This window comes from Mycobacterium sp. 2YAF39 (assembly GCF_052114565.1).
Classification (GTDB): Bacteria; Actinomycetota; Actinomycetes; order Mycobacteriales; family Mycobacteriaceae; genus Mycobacterium.
Window position 1 is genome coordinate 81,256 of sequence record NZ_JBFREZ010000008.1, and the last position, 19,578, is coordinate 100,833.

The 19,578-nt window shown below is 66.7% G+C and carries 16 protein-coding genes; 7 read left to right on the top strand and 9 right to left on the bottom strand.

Annotated elements, in window-relative coordinates; translation table 11 throughout:
* The first annotated feature begins 59 nt into the window (after nucleotides 1-59).
* From glnA (AB4Z42_RS21995) to AB4Z42_RS22010, 4 genes are read left to right on the top strand one after another with little or no spacing between them, the layout of a single operon-like run.
* On the top strand, nucleotides 60-1,400 hold the full coding sequence (glnA, locus tag AB4Z42_RS21995; protein WP_442011345.1) for a type I glutamate--ammonia ligase: 1,341 nt from the start codon (nucleotides 60-62) through the stop codon (nucleotides 1,398-1,400).
* Between the two features lie 35 nt (nucleotides 1,401-1,435).
* Complete coding sequence (locus tag AB4Z42_RS22000; RefSeq protein WP_442011346.1) at nucleotides 1,436-4,399, top strand: bifunctional [glutamine synthetase] adenylyltransferase/[glutamine synthetase]-adenylyl-L-tyrosine phosphorylase; 2,964 nt, start codon at nucleotides 1,436-1,438, stop codon at nucleotides 4,397-4,399.
* A gap of 29 nt (nucleotides 4,400-4,428) precedes the next feature.
* Nucleotides 4,429-5,064 (top strand): PaaI family thioesterase, encoded by a 636-nt coding sequence (locus AB4Z42_RS22005; protein WP_442011347.1) that lies wholly within the window; start codon nucleotides 4,429-4,431, stop codon nucleotides 5,062-5,064.
* Nucleotides 5,061-5,918, top strand: a complete 858-nt coding sequence (locus AB4Z42_RS22010; protein WP_442011523.1) for a TIGR03619 family F420-dependent LLM class oxidoreductase — start codon at nucleotides 5,061-5,063, stop codon at nucleotides 5,916-5,918. The genes AB4Z42_RS22005 and AB4Z42_RS22010 overlap by 4 nt, the downstream gene beginning before the upstream one ends.
* On the opposite strand, the gene AB4Z42_RS22015 is transcribed toward AB4Z42_RS22010, so the two are convergent.
* Nucleotides 5,915-6,433: a DoxX family protein gene (locus AB4Z42_RS22015; RefSeq protein ID WP_442011348.1), complete on the bottom strand. Its 519-nt coding sequence runs from the start codon at nucleotides 6,431-6,433 to the stop codon at nucleotides 5,915-5,917. The two genes, AB4Z42_RS22010 and AB4Z42_RS22015, sit on opposite strands and share 4 nt — an antisense overlap.
* A gap of 71 nt (nucleotides 6,434-6,504) precedes the next feature.
* On the bottom strand, nucleotides 6,505-7,941 hold the full coding sequence (gene glnA / locus AB4Z42_RS22020; RefSeq protein ID WP_442011349.1) for a type I glutamate--ammonia ligase: 1,437 nt from the start codon (nucleotides 7,939-7,941) through the stop codon (nucleotides 6,505-6,507).
* Nucleotides 7,942-8,059: 118 nt separating this feature from the next.
* Here glnA (AB4Z42_RS22020) and AB4Z42_RS22025 point away from each other — a divergent pair, with 118 nt between their 5' ends.
* Nucleotides 8,060-8,542 carry an RDD family protein gene (locus AB4Z42_RS22025; RefSeq protein ID WP_442011350.1) on the top strand — a complete coding sequence of 161 codons (483 nt, stop codon included), beginning with the start codon at nucleotides 8,060-8,062 and terminating at the stop codon, nucleotides 8,540-8,542.
* 3 nt (nucleotides 8,543-8,545) lie between these two features.
* Here the strand turns inward: AB4Z42_RS22025 and AB4Z42_RS22030 are convergent, their stop codons facing one another.
* The 6 genes from AB4Z42_RS22030 to sucB are packed head-to-tail and all read right to left on the bottom strand — an operon-like array spanning nucleotide 8,546 to nucleotide 15,590.
* Nucleotides 8,546-10,372, bottom strand: a complete 1,827-nt coding sequence (locus AB4Z42_RS22030; protein ID WP_442011351.1) for an amidohydrolase — start codon at nucleotides 10,370-10,372, stop codon at nucleotides 8,546-8,548.
* Between the two features lie 18 nt (nucleotides 10,373-10,390).
* Nucleotides 10,391-11,143, bottom strand: a complete 753-nt coding sequence (locus AB4Z42_RS22035) for a DUF4191 domain-containing protein (RefSeq protein ID WP_442011352.1) — start codon at nucleotides 11,141-11,143, stop codon at nucleotides 10,391-10,393.
* A 4-nt stretch (nucleotides 11,144-11,147) separates the two neighbouring features.
* Nucleotides 11,148-12,110, bottom strand: a complete 963-nt coding sequence (lipA, locus tag AB4Z42_RS22040) for a lipoyl synthase (RefSeq protein WP_442011353.1) — start codon at nucleotides 12,108-12,110, stop codon at nucleotides 11,148-11,150.
* Complete coding sequence (lipB, locus tag AB4Z42_RS22045; protein WP_442011354.1) at nucleotides 12,107-12,787, bottom strand: lipoyl(octanoyl) transferase LipB; 681 nt, start codon at nucleotides 12,785-12,787, stop codon at nucleotides 12,107-12,109. The genes lipA and lipB overlap by 4 nt, the downstream gene beginning before the upstream one ends.
* A gap of 17 nt (nucleotides 12,788-12,804) precedes the next feature.
* Nucleotides 12,805-13,710 (bottom strand): TIGR01777 family oxidoreductase, encoded by a 906-nt coding sequence (locus AB4Z42_RS22050; RefSeq protein ID WP_442011355.1) that lies wholly within the window; start codon nucleotides 13,708-13,710, stop codon nucleotides 12,805-12,807.
* 29 nt (nucleotides 13,711-13,739) lie between these two features.
* Entirely contained in the window at nucleotides 13,740-15,590 is a 1,851-nt protein-coding gene (gene sucB / locus AB4Z42_RS22055; RefSeq protein ID WP_442011356.1) for a 2-oxoglutarate dehydrogenase, E2 component, dihydrolipoamide succinyltransferase, read from the bottom strand.
* Nucleotides 15,591-15,746: 156 nt separating this feature from the next.
* Here sucB and AB4Z42_RS22060 point away from each other — a divergent pair, with 156 nt between their 5' ends.
* Together AB4Z42_RS22060 and AB4Z42_RS22065 are read left to right on the top strand one after the other, a co-directional pair.
* Nucleotides 15,747-16,103 carry an oxidoreductase gene (locus AB4Z42_RS22060; RefSeq protein WP_442011357.1) on the top strand — a complete coding sequence of 119 codons (357 nt, stop codon included), beginning with the start codon at nucleotides 15,747-15,749 and terminating at the stop codon, nucleotides 16,101-16,103.
* Between the two features lie 75 nt (nucleotides 16,104-16,178).
* Nucleotides 16,179-17,930, top strand: a complete 1,752-nt coding sequence (locus AB4Z42_RS22065) for an SDR family oxidoreductase (RefSeq protein WP_442011358.1) — start codon at nucleotides 16,179-16,181, stop codon at nucleotides 17,928-17,930.
* A gap of 127 nt (nucleotides 17,931-18,057) precedes the next feature.
* Here AB4Z42_RS22065 and AB4Z42_RS22070 read toward each other — a convergent pair whose 3' ends face one another.
* A complete protein-coding gene (locus AB4Z42_RS22070; protein WP_442011359.1) occupies nucleotides 18,058-19,575 on the bottom strand; it encodes a leucyl aminopeptidase in 1,518 nt (505 codons plus the stop codon).
* Between the last annotated feature and the right edge of the window lie 3 nt (nucleotides 19,576-19,578).

Sequence of the window (19,578 nt, forward strand, 5' to 3'; positions counted from 1 at the left end):
TCTGTTAATTGCAGCTGCCGTGTAACACAGATTTAACAGCCGGTGCATACCCTGCGGACATGGACCGGCAGAAGGAATTCGTGCTGCGCACGCTGGAAGAACGCGATATCCGCTTCGTCCGGTTGTGGTTCACCGATGTGCTCGGATACCTCAAATCGGTCGCCATCGCGCCCGCCGAACTCGAGGGCGCGTTCGAAGAGGGCATCGGCTTCGACGGCTCGGCGATCGAGGGCTTCGCGCGCGTTTCGGAGGCCGACATGGTCGCGCGGCCCGATCCGTCGACGTTCCAGGTGCTGCCGTGGACCTCCAGCGGAGGCGACCACCACTCGGCACGGATGTTCTGCGACATCACGATGCCGGACGGTTCACCGTCGTGGGCGGACTCCCGCCATGTGCTGCGGCGCCAGCTGTCCAAGGCCAGCGACCTCGGCTTCTCCTGCTACGTCCACCCCGAGATCGAGTTCTTCCTGCTCAAGCCGGGGGAGTACGACGGTTCCATTCCGGTGCCCGCCGACAACGGCGGCTATTTCGATCAGGCCGTGCACGACGCCGCGCCGAACTTCCGCCGTCACGCCATCGACGCGCTCGAACAGATGGGCATCTCGGTGGAGTTCAGCCACCACGAGGGCGCGCCGGGCCAGCAGGAGATCGATCTGCGCTACGCCGATGCGCTTTCGATGGCCGACAACGTGATGACCTTCCGGTACGTCGTCAAGGAGGTCGCACTCGCCGACGGCGTGCGGGCGTCGTTCATGCCTAAACCGTTCTCCGAACATCCCGGGTCGGCGATGCACACCCACATGAGCCTGTTCGAGGGCGACACCAACGCGTTCCACAGCCCCGAGGACGTGCTGCAGCTCTCCGACGTCGCCAAGTCGTTCATCGCAGGCATCCTCGAGCACGCCAACGAGATCAGCGCCGTCACCAATCAGTGGGTGAACTCCTACAAGCGGCTGGTGCACGGTGGCGAGGCGCCGACGGCGGCGTCCTGGGGAGCCGCCAACCGCTCGGCGCTGGTGCGAGTGCCGATGTACACGCCGCGCAAGGCATCGTCGCGACGCGTCGAGGTACGCAGCCCCGACTCGGCGTGCAATCCGTATCTGACGTTCGCCGTCCTGCTTGCCGCGGGGCTGCGGGGCATCGAGAAGAACTACGTCCTGGGGCCGCAGGCCGAGGACAACGTATGGAACCTCACCTCAGAGGAGCGCCGCGCGATGGGCTACAAAGAGCTGCCAGGCAGCCTCGGTGTAGCGCTGACCGAGATGGAGAACTCCGAACTCGTGGCGGAAGCGTTGGGGGAGCATGTCTTCGACTACTTCCTGCGCAACAAGCGGGCCGAGTGGGAGAACTACCGCAGCCACGTCACCCCGTTCGAGCTCAAGACCTACCTGTCTCTGTAATCCGAACCCGTCTGCCCGTGCGCTAACGTCGAGCCGTGGCAAAACCTGCGACGCAGCGACCGAAGCTGCCAAGCGTAGGACGGCTCGGGCTGGTCGAACCGTCCGCGCCCGCCGACCTGGATCGGCTGGGCTGGAACACCGAGGCCCACGTCGAGTTGTTGTGGTCGCTGTCGCGCGCTCCGGATGCCGACACCGCGCTTGCGGCGATGATGCGACTGGTGGACGCCTTGGGCAGTGGCTGGGGCGACCTGAAGAAGGAACTGGTCGCCGACCGCGGGCTGCGGGGCCGGCTGTTCGGCGTGCTCGGCTCGTCGCTGGCCCTTGGTGATCATCTGGTCGCACACCCCGACAGCTGGCGGCTGCTTGCGGGAAAGGTGACGCTGCCGATCGCCGACGATCTGCGCGCGCAGTTTGGCGAGGTGGCCGAAAAGACAACGGACGCAACGGACGCGCTGCAGCCGCTGCAAAGCCTGTACCGAGACCGGATGTTGGTGCTGGCGGGTCTGGACCTGGCGTCCATCGTGGAGAACGAACCGGTCCTGCCGTTCGCGACCGTCGGCGAGCATCTGTCCGACCTCGCCGATGCCGCACTCGGCGCCGCACTGGTCGTCGCGCGCAAGGCGGTCGGGTGCGATGAGCCGCCCCGGCTGGCCGTCATTGCGATGGGCAAATGCGGCGCGCGCGAGCTGAACTACGTCAGCGACGTCGACGTCATCTTTGTAGCGGAAGACTCTCAGAACAACCTCGCGACCGCGACCCGGGTGGCCGGCGAGATGATGCGGTTCGCCAACGACGCGTTCTTCGAAGTGGACGCCGCGCTGCGCCCCGAGGGCAAACAGGGGCAGCTGGTGCGCACGCTGGACTCCCACGTCGCCTACTACCAGCGCTGGGCCAAGACGTGGGAGTTTCAGGCGCTGATGAAGGCGCGGCCCGCGGCAGGTGACGCCGAGCTCGGCAAGCAGTACATCGAAGCGCTGATGCCGATGGTGTGGACGGCGTCCGAGCGCGAGGACTTCGTCTCCGAGGTGCAGGCGATGCGCCGGCGGGTCGTCGAGAACGTGCCCGCGGGCATGCGGACCCGCGAGATCAAACTCGGCACCGGCGGTCTGCGTGACGTCGAGTTCGCGGTTCAGCTGCTGCAGCTGGTGCACGGCCGCCACGACGAATCGCTGCATGTCGCGTCGACGGTGGAGGCGCTGGCCGCGCTCGGCACGGGCGGCTACATCGGTCGCGACGACACCGCGAACCTGACGGCCTCCTACGAGTTCCTGCGGCTGCTCGAGCACCGGCTGCAGCTGCAGCGGCTCAAGCGCACGCACATGCTTCCAGACGAAGACGACGAAGAAGCGCTGCGCTGGCTGGCGCGGGCCGCCCATGTGCGCCCCGACGGCACACACGACGCTCTCGGGGTGCTGCGGGAGGAGCTGAAGCGGCAGAACATGCGGGTGTCGCGGCTGCACGCCAAGCTGTTCTATCAGCCGTTGCTGGAATCGGTTGGCGCGTTTGGGATTCCGGAGGGTTTGAGCGCTGATGCCGCCGAACGCCAGCTGGCTGCGCTCGGTTACGAAGGGCCGCAGAGCGCGCTGACACACCTGAGGGCGTTGACGGGCGAGAGTGGGCGTCGCGGGCAGGTGCAGCGGGTGCTTCTGCCGACGCTACTGGATTGGCTGTCGGACACGCCGGACCCCGATGCGGGTCTGCTGTCGTACCGGCGCATCAGCGAGGCGTTGTCCGACGCGCGGTGGTATCTGTCGACGCTGCGCGACGAGAGCGCGGTGGCCAAGCGCTTGATGCGTGTGCTGGGCACCTCCGCCTACGTCCCCGAGCTCTTGATGAGAGCCCCCGAGGTCATCCAGCTCTACGCCGACAGCCCCAGTGGGCCCAAGCTTCTCGAAGTCGAGCCCGACGGGGTGGCGCGTGCGCTCGTCGCATCGGCGGGGCGGCACGCCGACCCGGTGCGGGCGATCGCCGCAGCGCGCACGCTGCGCAGGCGAGAGTTGGCGCGGATCGCATCGGCCGACCTGCTGGGCATGCTCGAGGTGACCGAGGTCTGCCGCGCGCTGACGTCCGTGTGGGTGGCGGTGCTACAGGCCGCCCTCGAAGCCGTGATCCGGGACAACACCGGCGACGACGGCGCGCCCGCCCGCATCGCGGTGATCGGGATGGGCCGGCTCGGCGGCGCCGAACTGGGCTACGGGTCGGACGCCGACGTGATGTTCGTCTGCGAGCCGAATGAGGGCGTCGACGAATCGGTCGCGGTGAAGTGGTCGGTATCGGTGGCGGAGAAGGTGCGCACGCTGCTGGGCACGCCGTCGGCGGACCCGCCTCTGGAGGTCGACACCAACCTGCGGCCGGAAGGCCGAAACGGTCCGTTGGTGAGAACGCTCGCCTCGTATGAGGCGTACTACGAGAAGTACGTCCAGACGTGGGAGGTGCAGGCGCTGCTGCGCGCGCACCGGGTGGCAGGCGATCCGGACCTGGGGGAGCGTTTCCTGTTGATGATCGACAAGACGCGCTACCCGGCGGGTGGGGTCTCGCAGGAGGCGGTGCAGGAGATCCGGCGAATCAAGGCGCGGGTGGACGCCGAACGGCTGCCGCGGGGTGCGGATCCGAATACCCACACCAAGCTCGGGCGCGGCGGGCTCGCCGACATCGAATGGACGGTGCAGTTGTTGCAGCTGCGGCATGCGGACAAAGTGCCTGCGCTGCACTGCACTTCGACGCTGGAGGCACTGAACGCGATCGGTGCCGCCGAGCTGATCGCCGAGGGCGACATCGAGTTGCTGCGGCAGGCGTGGCTGACCGCGACCCGGGCGCGCAATGCGCTGGTGCTGGTGCGCGGTAAGCCCACCGATCAGCTGCCGGGCCCCGGCCGTCAGCTCAACGCGGTGGCACTGGCCGCCGGCTGGGGCAGCGACGACGGCGGCGAGTTCCTCGACAACTACCTGCGGGTGACGCGTCGGGCAAAGGCTGTCGTACGAAAGGTTTTCGGTGGATAGCCAATGTGGTTAGGAACTGTGGATAACGGATGAGTATGGACTTCGGGTTCGACATGATCAGCGACGAGGAGTACGAGCGGCAGCGTGCGCTCTACGGACCGCTGACGGAATCGCTGCGCAGGCTCATCGAGGCCGGCCTGCACACCGAGGTCGACGGGGACACCGTCCGCGACGCCCAGGACAGGGTCGAAGCGCTGACCCAGCTGCTCGAGAGCAAGCAGCGGGCCGTCACGACGACGCTGCGCCATGAAGCCACCGGGCGGCCCCTGGCGTGGGCCAATCCCGCTGTCGGACTGCGCAATGCGATCGCGCCGCCGATGGTCATCCATCACGAGGACGACGGACAGTGCTGGAGCGAGTTCACGCTGTCGGGCGCCTACGAGGGGCCACCGGGATGGGTGCACGGCGGCATCTGCGCCCTGGTGCTGGATCACCTTCTCGGCGAGGCGGCCAGCGAAGGGCTGACCAAGCCGAAGTTCACTGGCACGATCTCACTTCGCTACCTGCGAGGGACACCGCTGGGGCCGTTGCGGGCGGAGGCCTTCGTGGAGCGGACCGAGGGTGTCAAGACATTCGCCCGCGGCTACCTCAAGGATGCGAACGGTCCGACCGTCGAGGCCGAAGGTGTGTTCATCATGCCGGCGTGGGCGCGGGACGCCGGATGAAGGTCTACGTCAGCGTCGCATTCCTCCAAACCAGTGAAGTCGTCGAAATCGCCAAGGCCGCAGATGATCTCGGTTATGACGGCCTTGGCATCCCAGACCATGTGATCAACCTCGAAACGCTGAAGACGCCGTATCCATACACCAAGGACGGCAAGCGGCGGTGGGAGGCTTTCACCGACTGGCCCGATCCCTGGGTGCTGATCGGTGCGCTGGCGACGGTGACGACGCGGCTGCGCTTCGTGACGACGGTCTACCTGCCCGCGATGCGCGATCCGTACTCGGCGGCGAAATCCATCGGCACCGCGGCGCTATTGGCCGGCGGGCGACTGGAACTCGGCATCGGCGTCGGCTGGTGCGAGGAAGAGTTCACCCTGATGGGGCAGCGGTTCGATCGGCGCGGCAAGCGCACCGACGAGATGCTCGTGCTGATGAAGGAACTCTGGAAGCCGGGCTGGACCGAGTTCGACGGCGAGTTCTACCAGACACCGCGGCTGGAGATGGAGCCCACGCCACCACACATCCCGATCTACGTCGGTGGGCTGTCCGACATCGCGCTGCGTCGCGCCGCACGACACGACGGGTGGATCGGCGACCTGATCTCCACCGACCAAGCGATCGAACGAGTCGACAAGGTCCGCGCGCTGCGCGCCGAAAAGGGCCTGACGATGGACGATTTCGTCGTCATCACACCGCTCACCGACGCGTTCACGCCGGAACATTACGCCCGCGCGCGGGCCGGCGGAATCGACGGCATCATCACCATGCCGTGGATGTTCTATGCGGGACCGCAGGCCTCACTCGACGAGAAGATCGACGGCATGCGCAAGTTCCGCAAGGATATGGCGCTCGACTAGCGACGGCGGAATCTACTCAGCAGGCCTGCGCGCGCCGGTGGCGCCGCTCGGCCGGTGACCACACCGCCGGTGGTCGCGGTTCGTCCCACCGGGACGCGCCTGCGGGTATCGGCGGCCCACGCGCCGGCTCCGGTTGTGGCGAGCAGCAGGAACGCGAAGCAGAACATCACGGCCAGCTCGCCGCCGTTCGCGATCGGCCAGAAGGGCCCCGACGCGTCGCCCTGCAGGATCGGCCAGTGCTGATAGAAGTAGGCGAACGCCATCTCTCCTGAGGCGACGAACGCCGCGATCCGGGTGAACAGTCCGACGGTGATCAGGATGCCCAGAACGAATTCGATGAGGCCGGCCCACCAGAACGGAAAGCTACCGGCCTCGATCGGCGCAGGCGCCGCGATCGGCCAGTCGAACAGCTTCTGTGAGCCATGCATCATGTAGAGCAGCCCGAACACGATGCGGAAGATGCTCAGGACAGGGGAGTGGTAGCCCGCGAGGCGGGCGTCCAGGTTGGTCACCATGTCCGTTGACGCTACCCACATTCGGACCGGGCGAAACGAACTCGCCCGGCCCGAATGGTGGTCAAAGCTCGTTACACGTCGTAGTACAGGGCGATCTCATACGGGTGAGGACGGATCTGCACCGGCAGGATCTCGTTCTCCCGCTTGAACGAGATCCACGTCTCGATCAGGTCCTCGGTGAAAACGCCGCCCTCGGTGAGGTATTCGTGGTCCTCCTCGAGCTTGTCGATGACCGCGGACAACGAGGTCGGCGCCTGCGGGATGCTGGCGGCCTCGTCCGGCGGCAACTCGTAGAGGTCCTTGTCGACCGGGCTCTGCGGCTCGATCTTCTTCTTGATGCCGTCCAGGCCGGCCATCATCATCGCCGCGAACGCCAGGTACGGGTTGCCCGAGCTGTCCGGGCAACGGAACTCGAGGCGCTTGGCCTTCGGGTTGTTGCCGGTGATCGGGATGCGCACACACGCCGAGCGGTTGCGCTGGCTGTACACCAGGTTGATCGGTGCCTCGTAGCCCGGCACCAGGCGCTTGTAGGAGTTCACCGTCGGGTTGGTGAACGCCAGCAGCGACGGTGCGTGGTGCAGGATGCCGCCGATGTAGTGGCGTGCGATGTCCGACAAGCCCGCGTAGCCGGACTCGTCGTGGAAAAGCGGCTGCCCGTCCTTCCACAGCGACTGGTGGGCGTGCATGCCTGAGCCGTTGTCGCCGAACAGCGGCTTGGGCATGAACGTCACCGTCTTACCCGCCGCCCATGCGGTGTTCTTGATGATGTACTTGAACAGCAGCAGGTCGTCGGCCGCGTGCAGCAGCGTATTGAACTTGTAGTTGATCTCGGCCTGTCCGGCGGTGCCCACCTCGTGGTGGCCGCGCTCCAGGACGAATCCGGCGTTCTGGAGGTTGGTGCACATCTGGTCGCGCAGGTCGACGTAGTGGTCATACGGCGCGACGGGGAAGTACCCGCCCTTGGGGCGCACCTTGTAACCACGGTTGGGGGATCCGTCGGCCTCGAACGGCTCGCCCGAGTTCCACCACCCGGACTCGGAGTCGATCTCGTAGAACGTGCCGTTCATCTTGGAGTCGAAGCTCACTGAGTCGAAGATGTAGAACTCCGCCTCGGCGCCGAAGAAGCAGGTGTCGGCGATTCCGGTGCTGGCAAGGTAGTTCTCCGCCTTGCGGGCCACGTTGCGCGGATCGCGCGAGTAGGCCTCACGTGTGAATGGATCGTGCACGAAGAAGTTGAGGTTCACCGTCTTGGCTGCGCGGAACGGATCGATGCGAGCGGTCTCCGGGTCGGGCAACAGCATCATGTCGGACTCGTGGATCGACTGGAAGCCACGCACCGACGAGCCGTCGAATGCCAAACCGTCTTCGAAGACGCTCTCGTCGAACGCAGCCGCCGGGATCGAGAAGTGCTGGACCACGCCGGGCAGATCGCAGAACCGGATGTCGACGTACTCGACTTCCTCATCCTTGATCAACTTAATGACGTCGTCGGCCGTCTTATCTGCCACTGATAACTCTCCTTATATCTGGTAACCCGCGCGTTGACGCTAGGTATCCGATGTTGCACCGTCATCAACCGCATGTTGCGCCGAAGTTACGCAATCCCGAAGCGCATATCCTGACAGTATGTCCCGCCCACTGGGGTCGTGGCTGTCGGGGTCCGCGCCCGGCAGCGCATCAGGACCCAGCGACTATCCCGGTCAGCGCCTTGGTCTGCCCGAGTCCGGCCCCGGTTCGGTCGCCGGGTTCGGCAGGCGCATCGCGGCCCTACTGATCGACTGGTTCATCGCGTACGGGCTCGTCGGGCTGCTGGTCGCGCTCGGCCTGATGAGCCAGCAGACCTTCCTGTACACCCCGCTGGGTTCCACGTCGATCGCCGTCGTCTGGGTCGTGCTCGGCATCATTTCGGTGCGATTGTTCGGATTCACCCCGGGCCAGTTGGCGCTCGGCCTGCGCGTGGCCTCCATCGACAACCGGATTCATGTCGGCGTCGGCAGGGCGACAGTGCGGGGGATTCTGGTGTTCTTCGTCATCCCGGCGCTGTTCACCGACAGCGATCTGCGCGGCTACCAGGACCGTTTCACCAGCACCGCCGTGGTCAGGCGCTGACCGTCACGCCTCGTGTCGGATCTGGCCGTTCATCATGGTCATCGTGACCTTTGCCTGGTGAATGTCGTGCGGGTCGACCTGCAGGATGTTCTTGTCCAGCACGATCATGTCCGCGAGCTTGCCGACCTCGAGTGAGCCCACCTTGTCATCCAACCGGATCTGGTAGGCGGCGCCCAGCGTGTTCGCATGCACGGCCTCGGCGACGGACAACCGCTGGTCGGCGGGGGCCAGCACCGGCGCGTCCGGCTCGCCGACAAGTTGGCGCGTGACGCCGAGCTGGATCGAATCGAGCGGCTTGTAGGTCGAGAAGTAGCCCGCTGCCGGCCAATCGGTGCCGAAGGAGATGCGGCCGCCGGACTTCAGTACGGCCTGCGGTCGGTACATCAGATCCTGGCGGGGCTTGCCGTACCGGGCCGCCATGTTCACGACGGTGTCGGGGTCGGCAGACATCCAGTTCGCGGAGAACTGCGCGACGACGTCCAACTCGCCGAACCGCTGGTTGTCCGGATCCTGGACGTAGACCAGATGCGCGATGGTGTGCCTGCGGTCGCGTGGCGGATTCGCCGCGATCGCCCGCTCGACGGAGTCCAGGGCGGTACGCGCAGTGCGTTCGCCACAGGCGTGGACGTGCACATCGAATCCGGCGGCGTCGACGTCGCGAACCAGCTGATGCCACTGCTCTTCGGTGAACGGGGATGCGCCGGTGGATTCGGGCTTGTCGGCGTAGGGCTCGATCAGCCACGCGGTGTAACCGCCCTGCGTGCCGTCACCGATGACCTTCACGACACCGACCTGAACCAGCTCGGTGGCGATCCGGTTGCGGATATCGGTCAGCTCGGCCACTGCGCCATCGACCGGCGGCGACTTCACGGTGTAGGAGGCGACAACGCGAAACGGCAACGCGCCCCTGGACTCGGCGTCGGCGTACAGCTCGATCAACGCGCCCTGGTCGTCGCCGATGGGTGGCACGCCCGCGTCGAACACCGACGTGATGCCGGCCGCCGAGGCCTTCGGCAACCATTCCTCCATCAGCTTGCCCATCGTCTCCGGTGAGATCGGTTCGATGGCGTCGACCAGTCCGAGCACGGCGTTGACTTCCAACAGGTACCCGGTGGGTTCGCCGTCCTCGTCGCGGACGTAATAGCTGAATCCCGGGATCGGGTCCTTGGTGTCACGGGTGATGCCCGCCTTTTCGAGGGCCCTGCTGTTGGCCCACAGACTGTGTCCGTCGATGGCGAAGAAGAAGCCGGGACGGTCCGGCAGCACCCTGTCGAGGTCGGCGCGGGTGGGGCCCTCGGGGCCGAACATGTCCACGCGCCAACCGAATCCGCGAACCGGACCGTCGGGATTGTCTTTGGCGTACTTCTCGATTGCGGCCAGCGCGTCGGCGCCGGTGGGCACCTGCAGGTCGACGCCCGTGGTCAGAAACGCCCCGAGGAACGGATGGATATGGCCCTCGACAAAGCCGGGCATGAGCAGTCGGCCGCCCAGGTCGATGACCTTGGTGTCGGGCCCGGCCAGCGCCATGGCGCCCGCCTCGTCGCCGACGTAGCTGATCCGGTTGCCTGTGACAGCGACGGCTTCCGCCCACGGCGCGGCCGTCGAGACCGTATAGATCGGGCCGTTGCGGAACACGACGTCGGCGCGATCGGAGTCCGCGCCGGGCGAGGTTTCCGGCGCCTCAGAGCCGGACTGCATCGAACACGAACCAGCCGCTGTCACCGCGACGGTGACGGCGGCGGCGGTCAGCAGTGTGCGACGCGTCAGATGCGGGCGACCCCTGCGGCCGAATGCAGCGAAGTGCGGCGCCCATTCGCAGGCAGTACACATCCGATTCCCCCGAGTGCGTCACTTCCTCCGGACGGTGCGTTGCACGCCGCGCATCTTGGCCTGGGTGGGCAGCGGCCCCTTCGGCATCGCGGCTGGGCCCACCTTGGTGCCGAGCGCGGCCAGCCGTGACTCGAGTGAATCCATCTGCTTGACGGTGATGTTGGCGGGCAGCTTGTTGAGGTGGCGTTCCAGCTTGGCCAGCGGAACCTCGTCCTCACCGTTGCCGATGACGATGTTGTAGATCGGGATGTCGCCGACCAGGCGGGCGGTGCGCTTCTTCTCCTGCGCCAGCAGCGGCTTGACCCGGTTCGCCGATCCCTCGCCCACGAAGATCACACCGGGACGTCCGATCACGCGGTGCACGGCGTCGAAATGGCCGGTGGCCGCGACGCCGGGGGTGACCCGCCACTTACCGCGCAGGTTGTCCAGCGCCCAGGCCGCGGCGCCGGTCTGCCCCTCGGCCTTCTTGTACACCGATTTCTGCGCACGACGACCGAAGATGATGAACGCCACCAGCGCGCCGAGCACGACGCCCAGCGGAATCATCATGTAGGTGGTGAATCCGCCTGCGAAAAGCCCCAGCGCCACGGACGCCGCCACGATCAGCACGAAGGCGCCGATCATGTAGGGCAGTAGCCGCTTGTCCTCTTTGCGCTGAATCTGGAACGCCTGCCACAGCTGACTGCGTCGCTCCTTGGATGCCGCCTTGCGGGCCGCCTTGGCCTCGGCCTTGGCGGCCTTCGTCGCAGCGGGATTGCGGGTTTTCGCCATTTGTTCAGGATACGGAGTCGGTTGGGGCCGCCGCCGCGACTCCCGAAGGCCGGGCCGCAACCGCCTGGGCGTACAGCCGGCCGGCCCGGTACGACGACCGCACCAGCGGCCCCGCCAGCACACCGGCGAACCCGACCGACTGTGCGAACCGCTCGTGCTCGACGAACTCCTCGGGCTTGACCCAGCGCTCCACCGGGTGATGCCGCGGCGACGGGCGCAGGTACTGCGTGATCGTGACGAGGTCACAGCCCGCATCGTGAAGGTCGGTCAGCGCGACACGGACCTCCTCGGGGGTTTCGCCCATGCCGAGGATGAGGTTGGACTTGGTGACAAGACCGTCGGCGCGCGCGGCGGTCAGCACTGACAGACTGCGCTCGTAGCGGAAGGCCGGCCTGATCCGTTTGAAGATGCGGGGCACCGTTTCGACGTTGTGCGCCAACACTTCTGGGCGGGATTCGAAAACCTCTGCCAGTTGGTCCGGATTGGCGTTGAAGTCCGGGATCAGCAACTCGACCCCGGTGTTCGGGTTGAGTTCCTTGATCGCACGAACGGTCTCGGCGTACAACCAGGCGCCGCCGTCGGGAAGATCGTCGCGGGCCACCCCGGTGACCGTCGAATAGCGCAACCCCATCGCCTGCACGCTCTCGGCGACACGGCGCGGCTCATCGCGGTCGAGTTCGGCGGGCTTACCCGTGTCGATCTGGCAGAAGTCGCAACGACGGGTGCACTGTTCGCCGCCGATGAGGAAGGTGGCCTCGCGGTCCTCCCAGCATTCGAAGATGTTCGGGCAGCCCGCCTCTTCGCAGACGGTGTGCAGACCTTCGCGCTTGACCAGCGCCTTGAGTTCTTTGTACTCCGGGCCCATCTTGGCCCTGGTCTTGATCCACGGCGGCTTGCGCTCGATCGGCGTCTCGGCGTTGCGGACCTCGAGACGCAGGAGCTTTCGGCCTTCCGGAGCTACTGTCACTGCGTCAATGCTACCGATAGGCGGCCGTCGAGCGCGTCCCCGACGGCGTCGGCCACCCGTTCGACGACGTCCCCCACGCGGACCTGCCGGCCCAGTTCGGCGGACAGGGAGGTGACACCGGCGTCGGCGATACCGCACGGCACGATCGCGGAGAACGCGGCGAGGTCGCAGTCGCAGTTCAGCGCGAACCCGTGCAGCGTCGTCGACCGCGAAACGCGGATGCCGACGGCGCCGACCTTGCGGGCCGGACCGCGATCATCCGCCGGCACCCACACTCCGGAGCGACCGTCGATCCTGCAGGTCTGCAGACCGAGGTCCGCGCACACCCTTATGAGTGATTCCTCAAGGCGCCGAACGAAATTCACCACATCCAGCGGCTCGGCCAGGCCGATGACGGGATAACCGACCAACTGTCCGGGGCCGTGCCAAGTGATCTTGCCGCCGCGATCGGTGTCGATGACGGGAACGTCGGGCGCGCCCGGCCTTTCGCTGGGCAGTGTGCGCTTACCCGCGGTGTAGACCGAAGGGTGCTCGAGCAGCAGCAGTGTGTCGGGACCGCCGGCGATGCGCGCATCGGCCAGCTCGCGCTGCAACTGCCAGGCCTGCAGGTAGTCGATGGTGCCGAGGCGCTGGACCTCGACAGGCGAGGTCACCGATCGAATGGACAGTGGCGCCATGTCTTTGACGTTACGCGCTAGCCGGCTTTCGGCGCGGTCGCGAACGCCAGCGCCTCGCCGATCGTGTTGTGGTGGAACTCGAATCCGGCCCGCTCCAGGGCGGCGGGGATGGCCCGCTGGCCGCCGAGCAGGCCTTCGTCCGCGAACTCGCCGAACGCGGCCCGCAGCGCGAAGCCGGGGACCATCAGCGGTGTGGGGCGATTCACCGTGCGCCCCATGGCCGCGGTGAACTCCGCGTTGGTCACGGGCGCGGGCCCGGTGACATTGACCGGCCCCGACAACGTCTCGTGGGTGATCGCGAAGAGGATCGCGCGGACCTGGTCCTCCAGGCTGATCCACGGCATGTACTGGCGGCCGCTGCCGAGCCGGGCGCCGAGGCCCAGCGAGAACAGTCTCTTGAGGCGGCCGAGCACTCCGCCTGCGTCGGTGAGCACCAGTCCGGTGCGCAGCAACACCACCCGGGCGCCGTCCTCATCCGCCGGAGCGGCCGCGGCCTCCCAGTCCTGGCACAGCTGGGCCAGGAACCCGGCGCCGGGCGGTGCCGTCTCGTCGACGGTGTGGCTGCCGGTGTCGCCGTAGTAACCGACTGCACTGGCGTTGACCAGGACGGGAACGCCTGCTTCGACGACAGCCGAGGCCAGCACTTCGGTCGGCGCGATGCGGCTGTCGCGCAGGCTCTGCTTGAACGCACCCGACCACCGCTTGTCGCCGACGTTGACGCCGCACATGTTCACCACGGCGTCGACCCCCGCCAGCGCGCTCGGGTCGAACTCGCCGGTGTCCGGATTCCAGAACACCTCGTCGGCGCTGGACGGCGGCCGGCGCACGATCCGCACCACCCGGCGGTCGGTAGCCCTAAGGGCGTACACCAGTGCGGAGCCGATCAGCCCAGAGGAACCGGCGATCGCGATGACGGCGGACACGACAGGCGCCAGTCCTTTCCGGTCTTGTCCTACAGGCCGAGATCGGCCTCGAATGCGCCGTCCTCGAGACGGCGCTTGATGGTGGTCACGAATCGTCCGGCGTCGGCACCGTCGATCAGCCGGTGGTCATAGGTCAGCGGCAGGTAGCAGATGGACCGCACACCGATCGACTCGTTGCCCGAAGCGTCGACGATCACCCGCGGCCGCTTCACGATCGCGCCGGTGCCCAGCATCGCCGCCTGCGGCGGAACCAGGATCGGCGTGTCGAAGAGTGCGCCCTGGCTGCCGATGTTGGTGATCGTGAACGTGCCGCCGGACAGCTCGTCGGGCTTGAGATTTCCCGAGCGTGCGCGTTCGGCGATGTCGGCGATCGCACGCGCCAGCCCGGCCAGCGACAGGTCGCCTGCGTTCTTGACCACCGGTGAGAGCAGACCCTGCTCGGTGTCGACGGCGAAGCCGAGATGCTCGGCGTCGTAGTAGGTGATCTCCTTGGACTCTTCGTTGTAGCTCGCGTTGACGTTCGGATGCGCCTTCAGCGAGTCGATGACCGCGCGGGCGATGAACGGCAGATACGTCAGGTTGACACCTTCGCGCTCCGCGAATTCGTTCTTCGCACGGGCCCGCAGGGCCACGACCTTTGTCATGTCGACCTCGTGGGTCTGCGTCAACTGCGCTGTGGCCTGCAAGGATTCGCGAGTCTTCTTCGCGGTGATCTGACGGATCCGGTTGGCCTTCTGGGTCGTGCCGCGTAGATGCGCCAGCGCGGCCGCGGGAGCCGGCGCCTCCTTGGGCGACGCAGCCTTGCCGGGCGCCTCTGATTCTGGCGCGGCCGCCGGAGCCTTCTTGGCGTCCGCCGCCGCGACGACGTCCTGCTTGCGGATCCGCCCGCCGACACCGGTGCCCTTCACCGAGGACAGGTCGATGTCGTTCTCCGCGGCGAGCTTTCGCACCAACGGGGTGACGTACGGCGAGCCGTCACCAGACGGCGCGTCGGCCGCGGGCGCGGATTTCGGCTCGGATTTGGGTTCGGGCTTCTTCTCCGGCTCCGGTTCCTTCTTGGGTTCCGGTTCGTGCTCCGGCTCCTTCTTGGACTCCGGCTCCTTCTTTGGCTCGGGTTCCTTCTTTGGCTCGGGCTCGGGCTCGGGTTCGGCTTCCGCTTCTGGCTCGGGTTCCTTCTTCGGCTCCGGCTCCGGCTCCGGCTCGGACTCAGACGCCGCGTCCGCGTCGCCGATCTTGCCCAACTCGCCACCGACCTCGACGGTGTCGTCCTCTTCGGCGGTGATCGACACCAGCGTGCCGGCCACCGGCGACGGGATCTCGGTGTCGACCTTGTCCGTCGACACCTCGACGAGCGGCTCATCGACCTCGACGGTGTCGCCGACCTTCTTCAGCCACCGGGTCACCGTGCCCTCGGTCACCGACTCGCCCAGCTCCGGCATCTTCACCGATGTCGCCGAGCCCGACGACTTGGCCGCCGGCTTGGATTCGGGCTCCTTCTCGGGTTCGGGTTCGGGCTCGTCCTCTTGTTCCTCGGCGGCCGGCTCCTCTTGGGCGGCAGGCTCCTCCGGCTCGGATTCCTCTTCGGCCGGCTTCTCGTCGGCATTGGAGTCGCCTTCGTCGGAGTCGTCTCCGTCAGAGTCACCTGCGTCACCGATCACCGCCAGCTCGCCGCCCACCTCGACGGTGTCGTCCTCCTGGGCCACGATCTTCTTCAACACACCGGCCGCGGGCGAGGGGATCTCAGTGTCGACCTTGTCGGTTGAGACCTCGAGTAGCGGCTCGTCTTCTTCGACCGTGTCTCCCTCTTGCTTGAGCCATCGGGTGACAGTCCCCTCGGTAACGCTCTCTCCGAGTGCGGGCATCTGAACGGAGATGGCCATGTGTTCGGGCTCCCTCGATCGGTCTGTCGCAGGTGGTCGAATTGTCAGTTCCCATCCTGTCACGTCCCTACTCACAGTTCGCCGCAGACTCGTTGAGCCGATGCTCTGGCACTATCGAAGGAGGTAGACGAGGGGCGAGAAGGGATTGGGCCCACGGTGGGTTTGTTCGACAGGTTTGGGCGCGGCGCGCGCAAAGCTAAAGGCGGCGGCAACGACCCCGCCGCGGATCTGAAGTATCTCCGTCAGTGGGTCGCCGAACACCACGGTGTCGAGGCGTACGTGGAACCGAGAACCACCGTCACCGACGTGACGGTCGTGCTGGTGGCAGCCGACGGCGAGTGGACACGGCGACGTGCCGGGGGAGACGCGGGAGCGCGCCGGCTCTCGGGCCAACTCAAGATCCCGGTCTACGACGTCCAGAAGGTCGGGTATCCGCAGCGCATGCGCGACTACGACGCGCGCCGCCGGATCGAACGTAAACGGGCCGCCCGCGATGAGCTCGAGGAGCGCTGAGCGGTACAGTTTGTGCACTGGCGATACCAGCGGTACGGGATACTTTCGGTAACACTAAAAATCGCGGGAGGTCTGATGCAGTTCGTCGACAGCAGCGACGGAGTCCAGATCGCGGTCTACGAAGAGGGCAACCCCGACGGGCCCACGGTGGTGCTGGTCCACGGCTGGCCCGATTCCCATGTGCTGTGGGACGGTGTCGCCCCGTTGCTGGCGGACCGGTTCCGCATCGTGCGCTATGACAACCGCGGTTGCGGGCAAACGACGGCGCCCAAACCGGCATCGGCCTACAAGATGTCCTGCTACGCAGACGATTTCGCCGCGGTCATCGATGCCGTGGCACCCGGCGAACAGGTGCACGTACTCGCACACGACTGGGGCTCGGCAGGTATGTGGGAATTCCTCGCCCGGGACAGCGCCCGCGATCACATCGCGTCATTCACGTCGGTGTCCGGGCCGTCCGGCGATCACGTGAACCGTTTCGTCATCGAGAGCCTCAAACGCCCCTACCGCCCACGGCGATTCGCGCAGGCGATCAGCCAGCTGTTGCGCTTCACCTACATGGGCCTGTTCTCGATACCCGGCCTGGCGCCGCTGATGGTGCGGGCCTTCGTCGCCGACGGACTGGACCAGATGATCAAGCTCCGGGACGGAGTTCCCGCCGATCAGCTGTACCGCTCGCAGACCTACAAAACCGACGCCGCCAAGAGCATCAAGGTGTACCGGGCGAATTATTTCGACACCATGATCAGCGCCAGACACGACCACTATGTCGACGTGCCTGTTCAGCTCATCGTGAACACCAACGACCAGTTCGTCCGGCCGCATGTCTACGCCGACACACACAAGTGGGTTTCGCGGTTGTGGCGGCGCGACATCAGGTCCGGTCACTGGGCTCCGATGTCGCATGCGCCGATGATCGCGCGCTCGGTGCACGAGTTCGTCGACTTCCTCGAAGGCAAGCCGGCGAGCCGGTCGCTACTTCGTGCGCAGGTCGGCCGTCCACGCGAATCGTTCGGCGACACATTGGTTTCCGTCACCGGTGCGGGCAGCGGTATCGGCCGCGCGACGGCGCTGGCCTTCGCGCGAGAGGGCGCCGAGGTCGTGATCAGCGACGTGAACGAGGCCGGAGTCAAGGAGACCGCCGAGACGATCGCCGCGCGCGGCGGCGTCGCACACGCCTACACCCTCGACGTCGCAGACGCCGACGCGGTCGAACGGTTCGCCGATCAGATCTGTGCCGAGCACGGCGTTCCGGACATCGTCGTGAACAACGCCGGCGTCGGTCACACCGGCATGTTCCTCGACACACCCCCCGACGAGTACGACAGGGTCCTCGACATCAACTTCGGTGGAGTCGTCAATGGCTGCAGGTCCTTTGGCCGACGACTGGTCGACAGGGGAACGGGGGGCCACATCGTCAACGTGTCGTCGATGGCCGCCTACTCGCCGCAGCAGTCGATGAACGCCTACGCGACCAGCAAGGCGGCCGTTTTCATGTTCGGCGACTGTCTGCGTGCGGAATTGGACCAGGCCGGCGTCGGGCTGACAACGATCTGCCCGGGTGTGATCGACACCGACATCGTGCGCACGACCCGGTTCGACGTGCCTGCCGATAAGGCCGACAAGGTCGAGGCCCGTCGCGCCCAGATCGAAAAGGCCTTCGCGGCACGGCGATACGGCCCGGACAAGGTCGCCAAGGCGATTCTGTCGTCCATCAAGAAGAACAAGGCGGTTCGCCCGGTCTCGCCCGAGGCGTACCTGGTCTACGGCGCCGCCCATCTGCTCCCGCAGGTCATGCGCAGCACCGCCCGCGGCAAGGTGCTGTAGCCCGAGCCGAGTGGCCAGTTATGGGACTGGCCACTGGACGTTCGCTGCCACTCTCAGTGTGGGGTTGTGATACGCCAAACCGGTCTACTGCGTGCGGGTAACCCACGTTCGCCGCAGTGTTCTGCGACTAGCCGTTCTGTGAGATGTCTTCCAGGACCGCGAACATCGTCCGCGTCGGCACCCCGGTCCCGCCCTTGCCGGTGTACCCCCACGGCCCGCCGGTGTTGTACGCGGGCGCCGCGACGTCGATATGCGCCCACTGGACGCCGTCTGCGACGAACTCGCGCAGGTACGTACCGGCGACCAGCATTCCGGCGAAGCGCGAACCGCTCACGTTGGCCAGGTCGGCCACCGTCGACTTGAGGTCGTCCTTGAGCTCCTCGGGCAGCGGCATCGGCCACGCATTCTCGCCCACCTGCTGCGAACGCTCGGCCACTCGATCCCGGAACTCGTCGCTGCCCATCACACCCGGTGTGCGAGCGCCCAGCGCCACGGTCTGCGCGCCGGTCAAGGTCGACGTCTCGATCAGATAGTCGGGACCGTCCTCGCATGCGCGCACGATCGCATCGGCCAGGATCAGCCTGCCCTCGGCGTCGGTGTTGAGCACCTCGACCGTGATGCCGCCGTACTGGGTCAGCACATCTCCGGGCCGCTGCGCGGTCGCCGACGGCATGTTCTCCGCCATCGGCACCGTGGCGATGACGTCGATCGGCAGCTTCTGCTTGGCGGCCAGGACCACGGTCGCGATGACGGCGGCCGCTCCGCCCATGTCGGAGGTCATGTGGTGCATGTTGGCGGCCGGCTTGATGGAGATGCCGCCGGTGTCAAAGGTGATGCCCTTGCCGACCAGTGCGACCTTCTTGGCCTTCTTGTTCTTGGCGCCGCGGTGGATCAGGCGGACCAGCCGTGGCGGCCGCGATGACCCCTTGCCGACGCCCACCACGCCGCCGTAGCCCTGTTTGGTCAGGGCCTTGTCGTCGAGCACCTCCACCTCGAGTCCGGCAGCTTCGCCCAAAGCCTTTGCACGGTCGGCGAATTCGGCAGGGAAGAGATGTGACGGCGGGGTGTTGACGAAATCGCGTGCCGTCGCCACGGCGGTCGCGATCGCGGTGGCACGCTCAGCCGCGTCCTTCGTCTTCGACTTCGTGTCGGAGGTCAGCGCGGTGATGGTGCGTAAGCCGTTGTCCTTGGGGGCGGTCTTCTCGCTGCGGAAGTCGCTGAACCGGTAGGCGCCCAGGATCAGGCCTTCGATTGCGGCGCCCAGATCGATGTCCGAAAGGGTGGTGATGACGGCCTCGGTGCCGTTCAGCGATCGCGCGGCCACCCCGGAGGCGCGGCGGATCACGTCGGCAGGCCAGGTGTCGCGGTTCTTGCCCAGCCCGACCGCCAGCACGCTGGCCACCGGCAGCGACGGCGCGACCACCCGGGTGACCTGCTCGGACCCACCCTTGGCGCCGAGCGCGGCCAGGGCGACCTCGATCTCGCCGACCCCCTCGGCATCGAGGAAGGGGTTGGACACGACGGCGGCGGCGCCGTCCTCGTCGACCACGGCGACGATCAGCACGGAGTCGTCGACCTTGCGCTTGGGCAGCGACGAGCTGATGGTGACGGTCGGGACCTGAAAACCGGTGCTGGCTGGGCTCACGAG

What these genes read in the sequence shown, in the direction of transcription:
- glnA (WP_442011345.1), top strand. Translation starts at nt 60, where the DNA reads ATGGACCGGCAGAAGGAATTCGTGCTGCGCACGCTGGAAGAACGCGAT.
- AB4Z42_RS22005 (WP_442011347.1), top strand. Translation starts at nt 4,429, where the DNA reads ATGAGTATGGACTTCGGGTTCGACATGATCAGCGACGAGGAGTACGAG.
- AB4Z42_RS22010 (WP_442011523.1), top strand. Translation starts at nt 5,061, where the DNA reads ATGAAGGTCTACGTCAGCGTCGCATTCCTCCAAACCAGTGAAGTCGTC.
- AB4Z42_RS22015 (WP_442011348.1), bottom strand. Translation starts at nt 6,433, where the DNA reads ATGGTGACCAACCTGGACGCCCGCCTCGCGGGCTACCACTCCCCTGTC.
- AB4Z42_RS22025 (WP_442011350.1), top strand. Translation starts at nt 8,060, where the DNA reads ATGTCCCGCCCACTGGGGTCGTGGCTGTCGGGGTCCGCGCCCGGCAGC.
- AB4Z42_RS22030 (WP_442011351.1), bottom strand. Translation starts at nt 10,372, where the DNA reads ATGTGTACTGCCTGCGAATGGGCGCCGCACTTCGCTGCATTCGGCCGC.
- AB4Z42_RS22035 (WP_442011352.1), bottom strand. Translation starts at nt 11,143, where the DNA reads ATGGCGAAAACCCGCAATCCCGCTGCGACGAAGGCCGCCAAGGCCGAG.
- lipB (WP_442011354.1), bottom strand. Translation starts at nt 12,787, where the DNA reads ATGGCGCCACTGTCCATTCGATCGGTGACCTCGCCTGTCGAGGTCCAG.
- sucB (WP_442011356.1), bottom strand. Translation starts at nt 15,590, where the DNA reads ATGGCCATCTCCGTTCAGATGCCCGCACTCGGAGAGAGCGTTACCGAG.
- AB4Z42_RS22065 (WP_442011358.1), top strand. Translation starts at nt 16,179, where the DNA reads ATGCAGTTCGTCGACAGCAGCGACGGAGTCCAGATCGCGGTCTACGAA.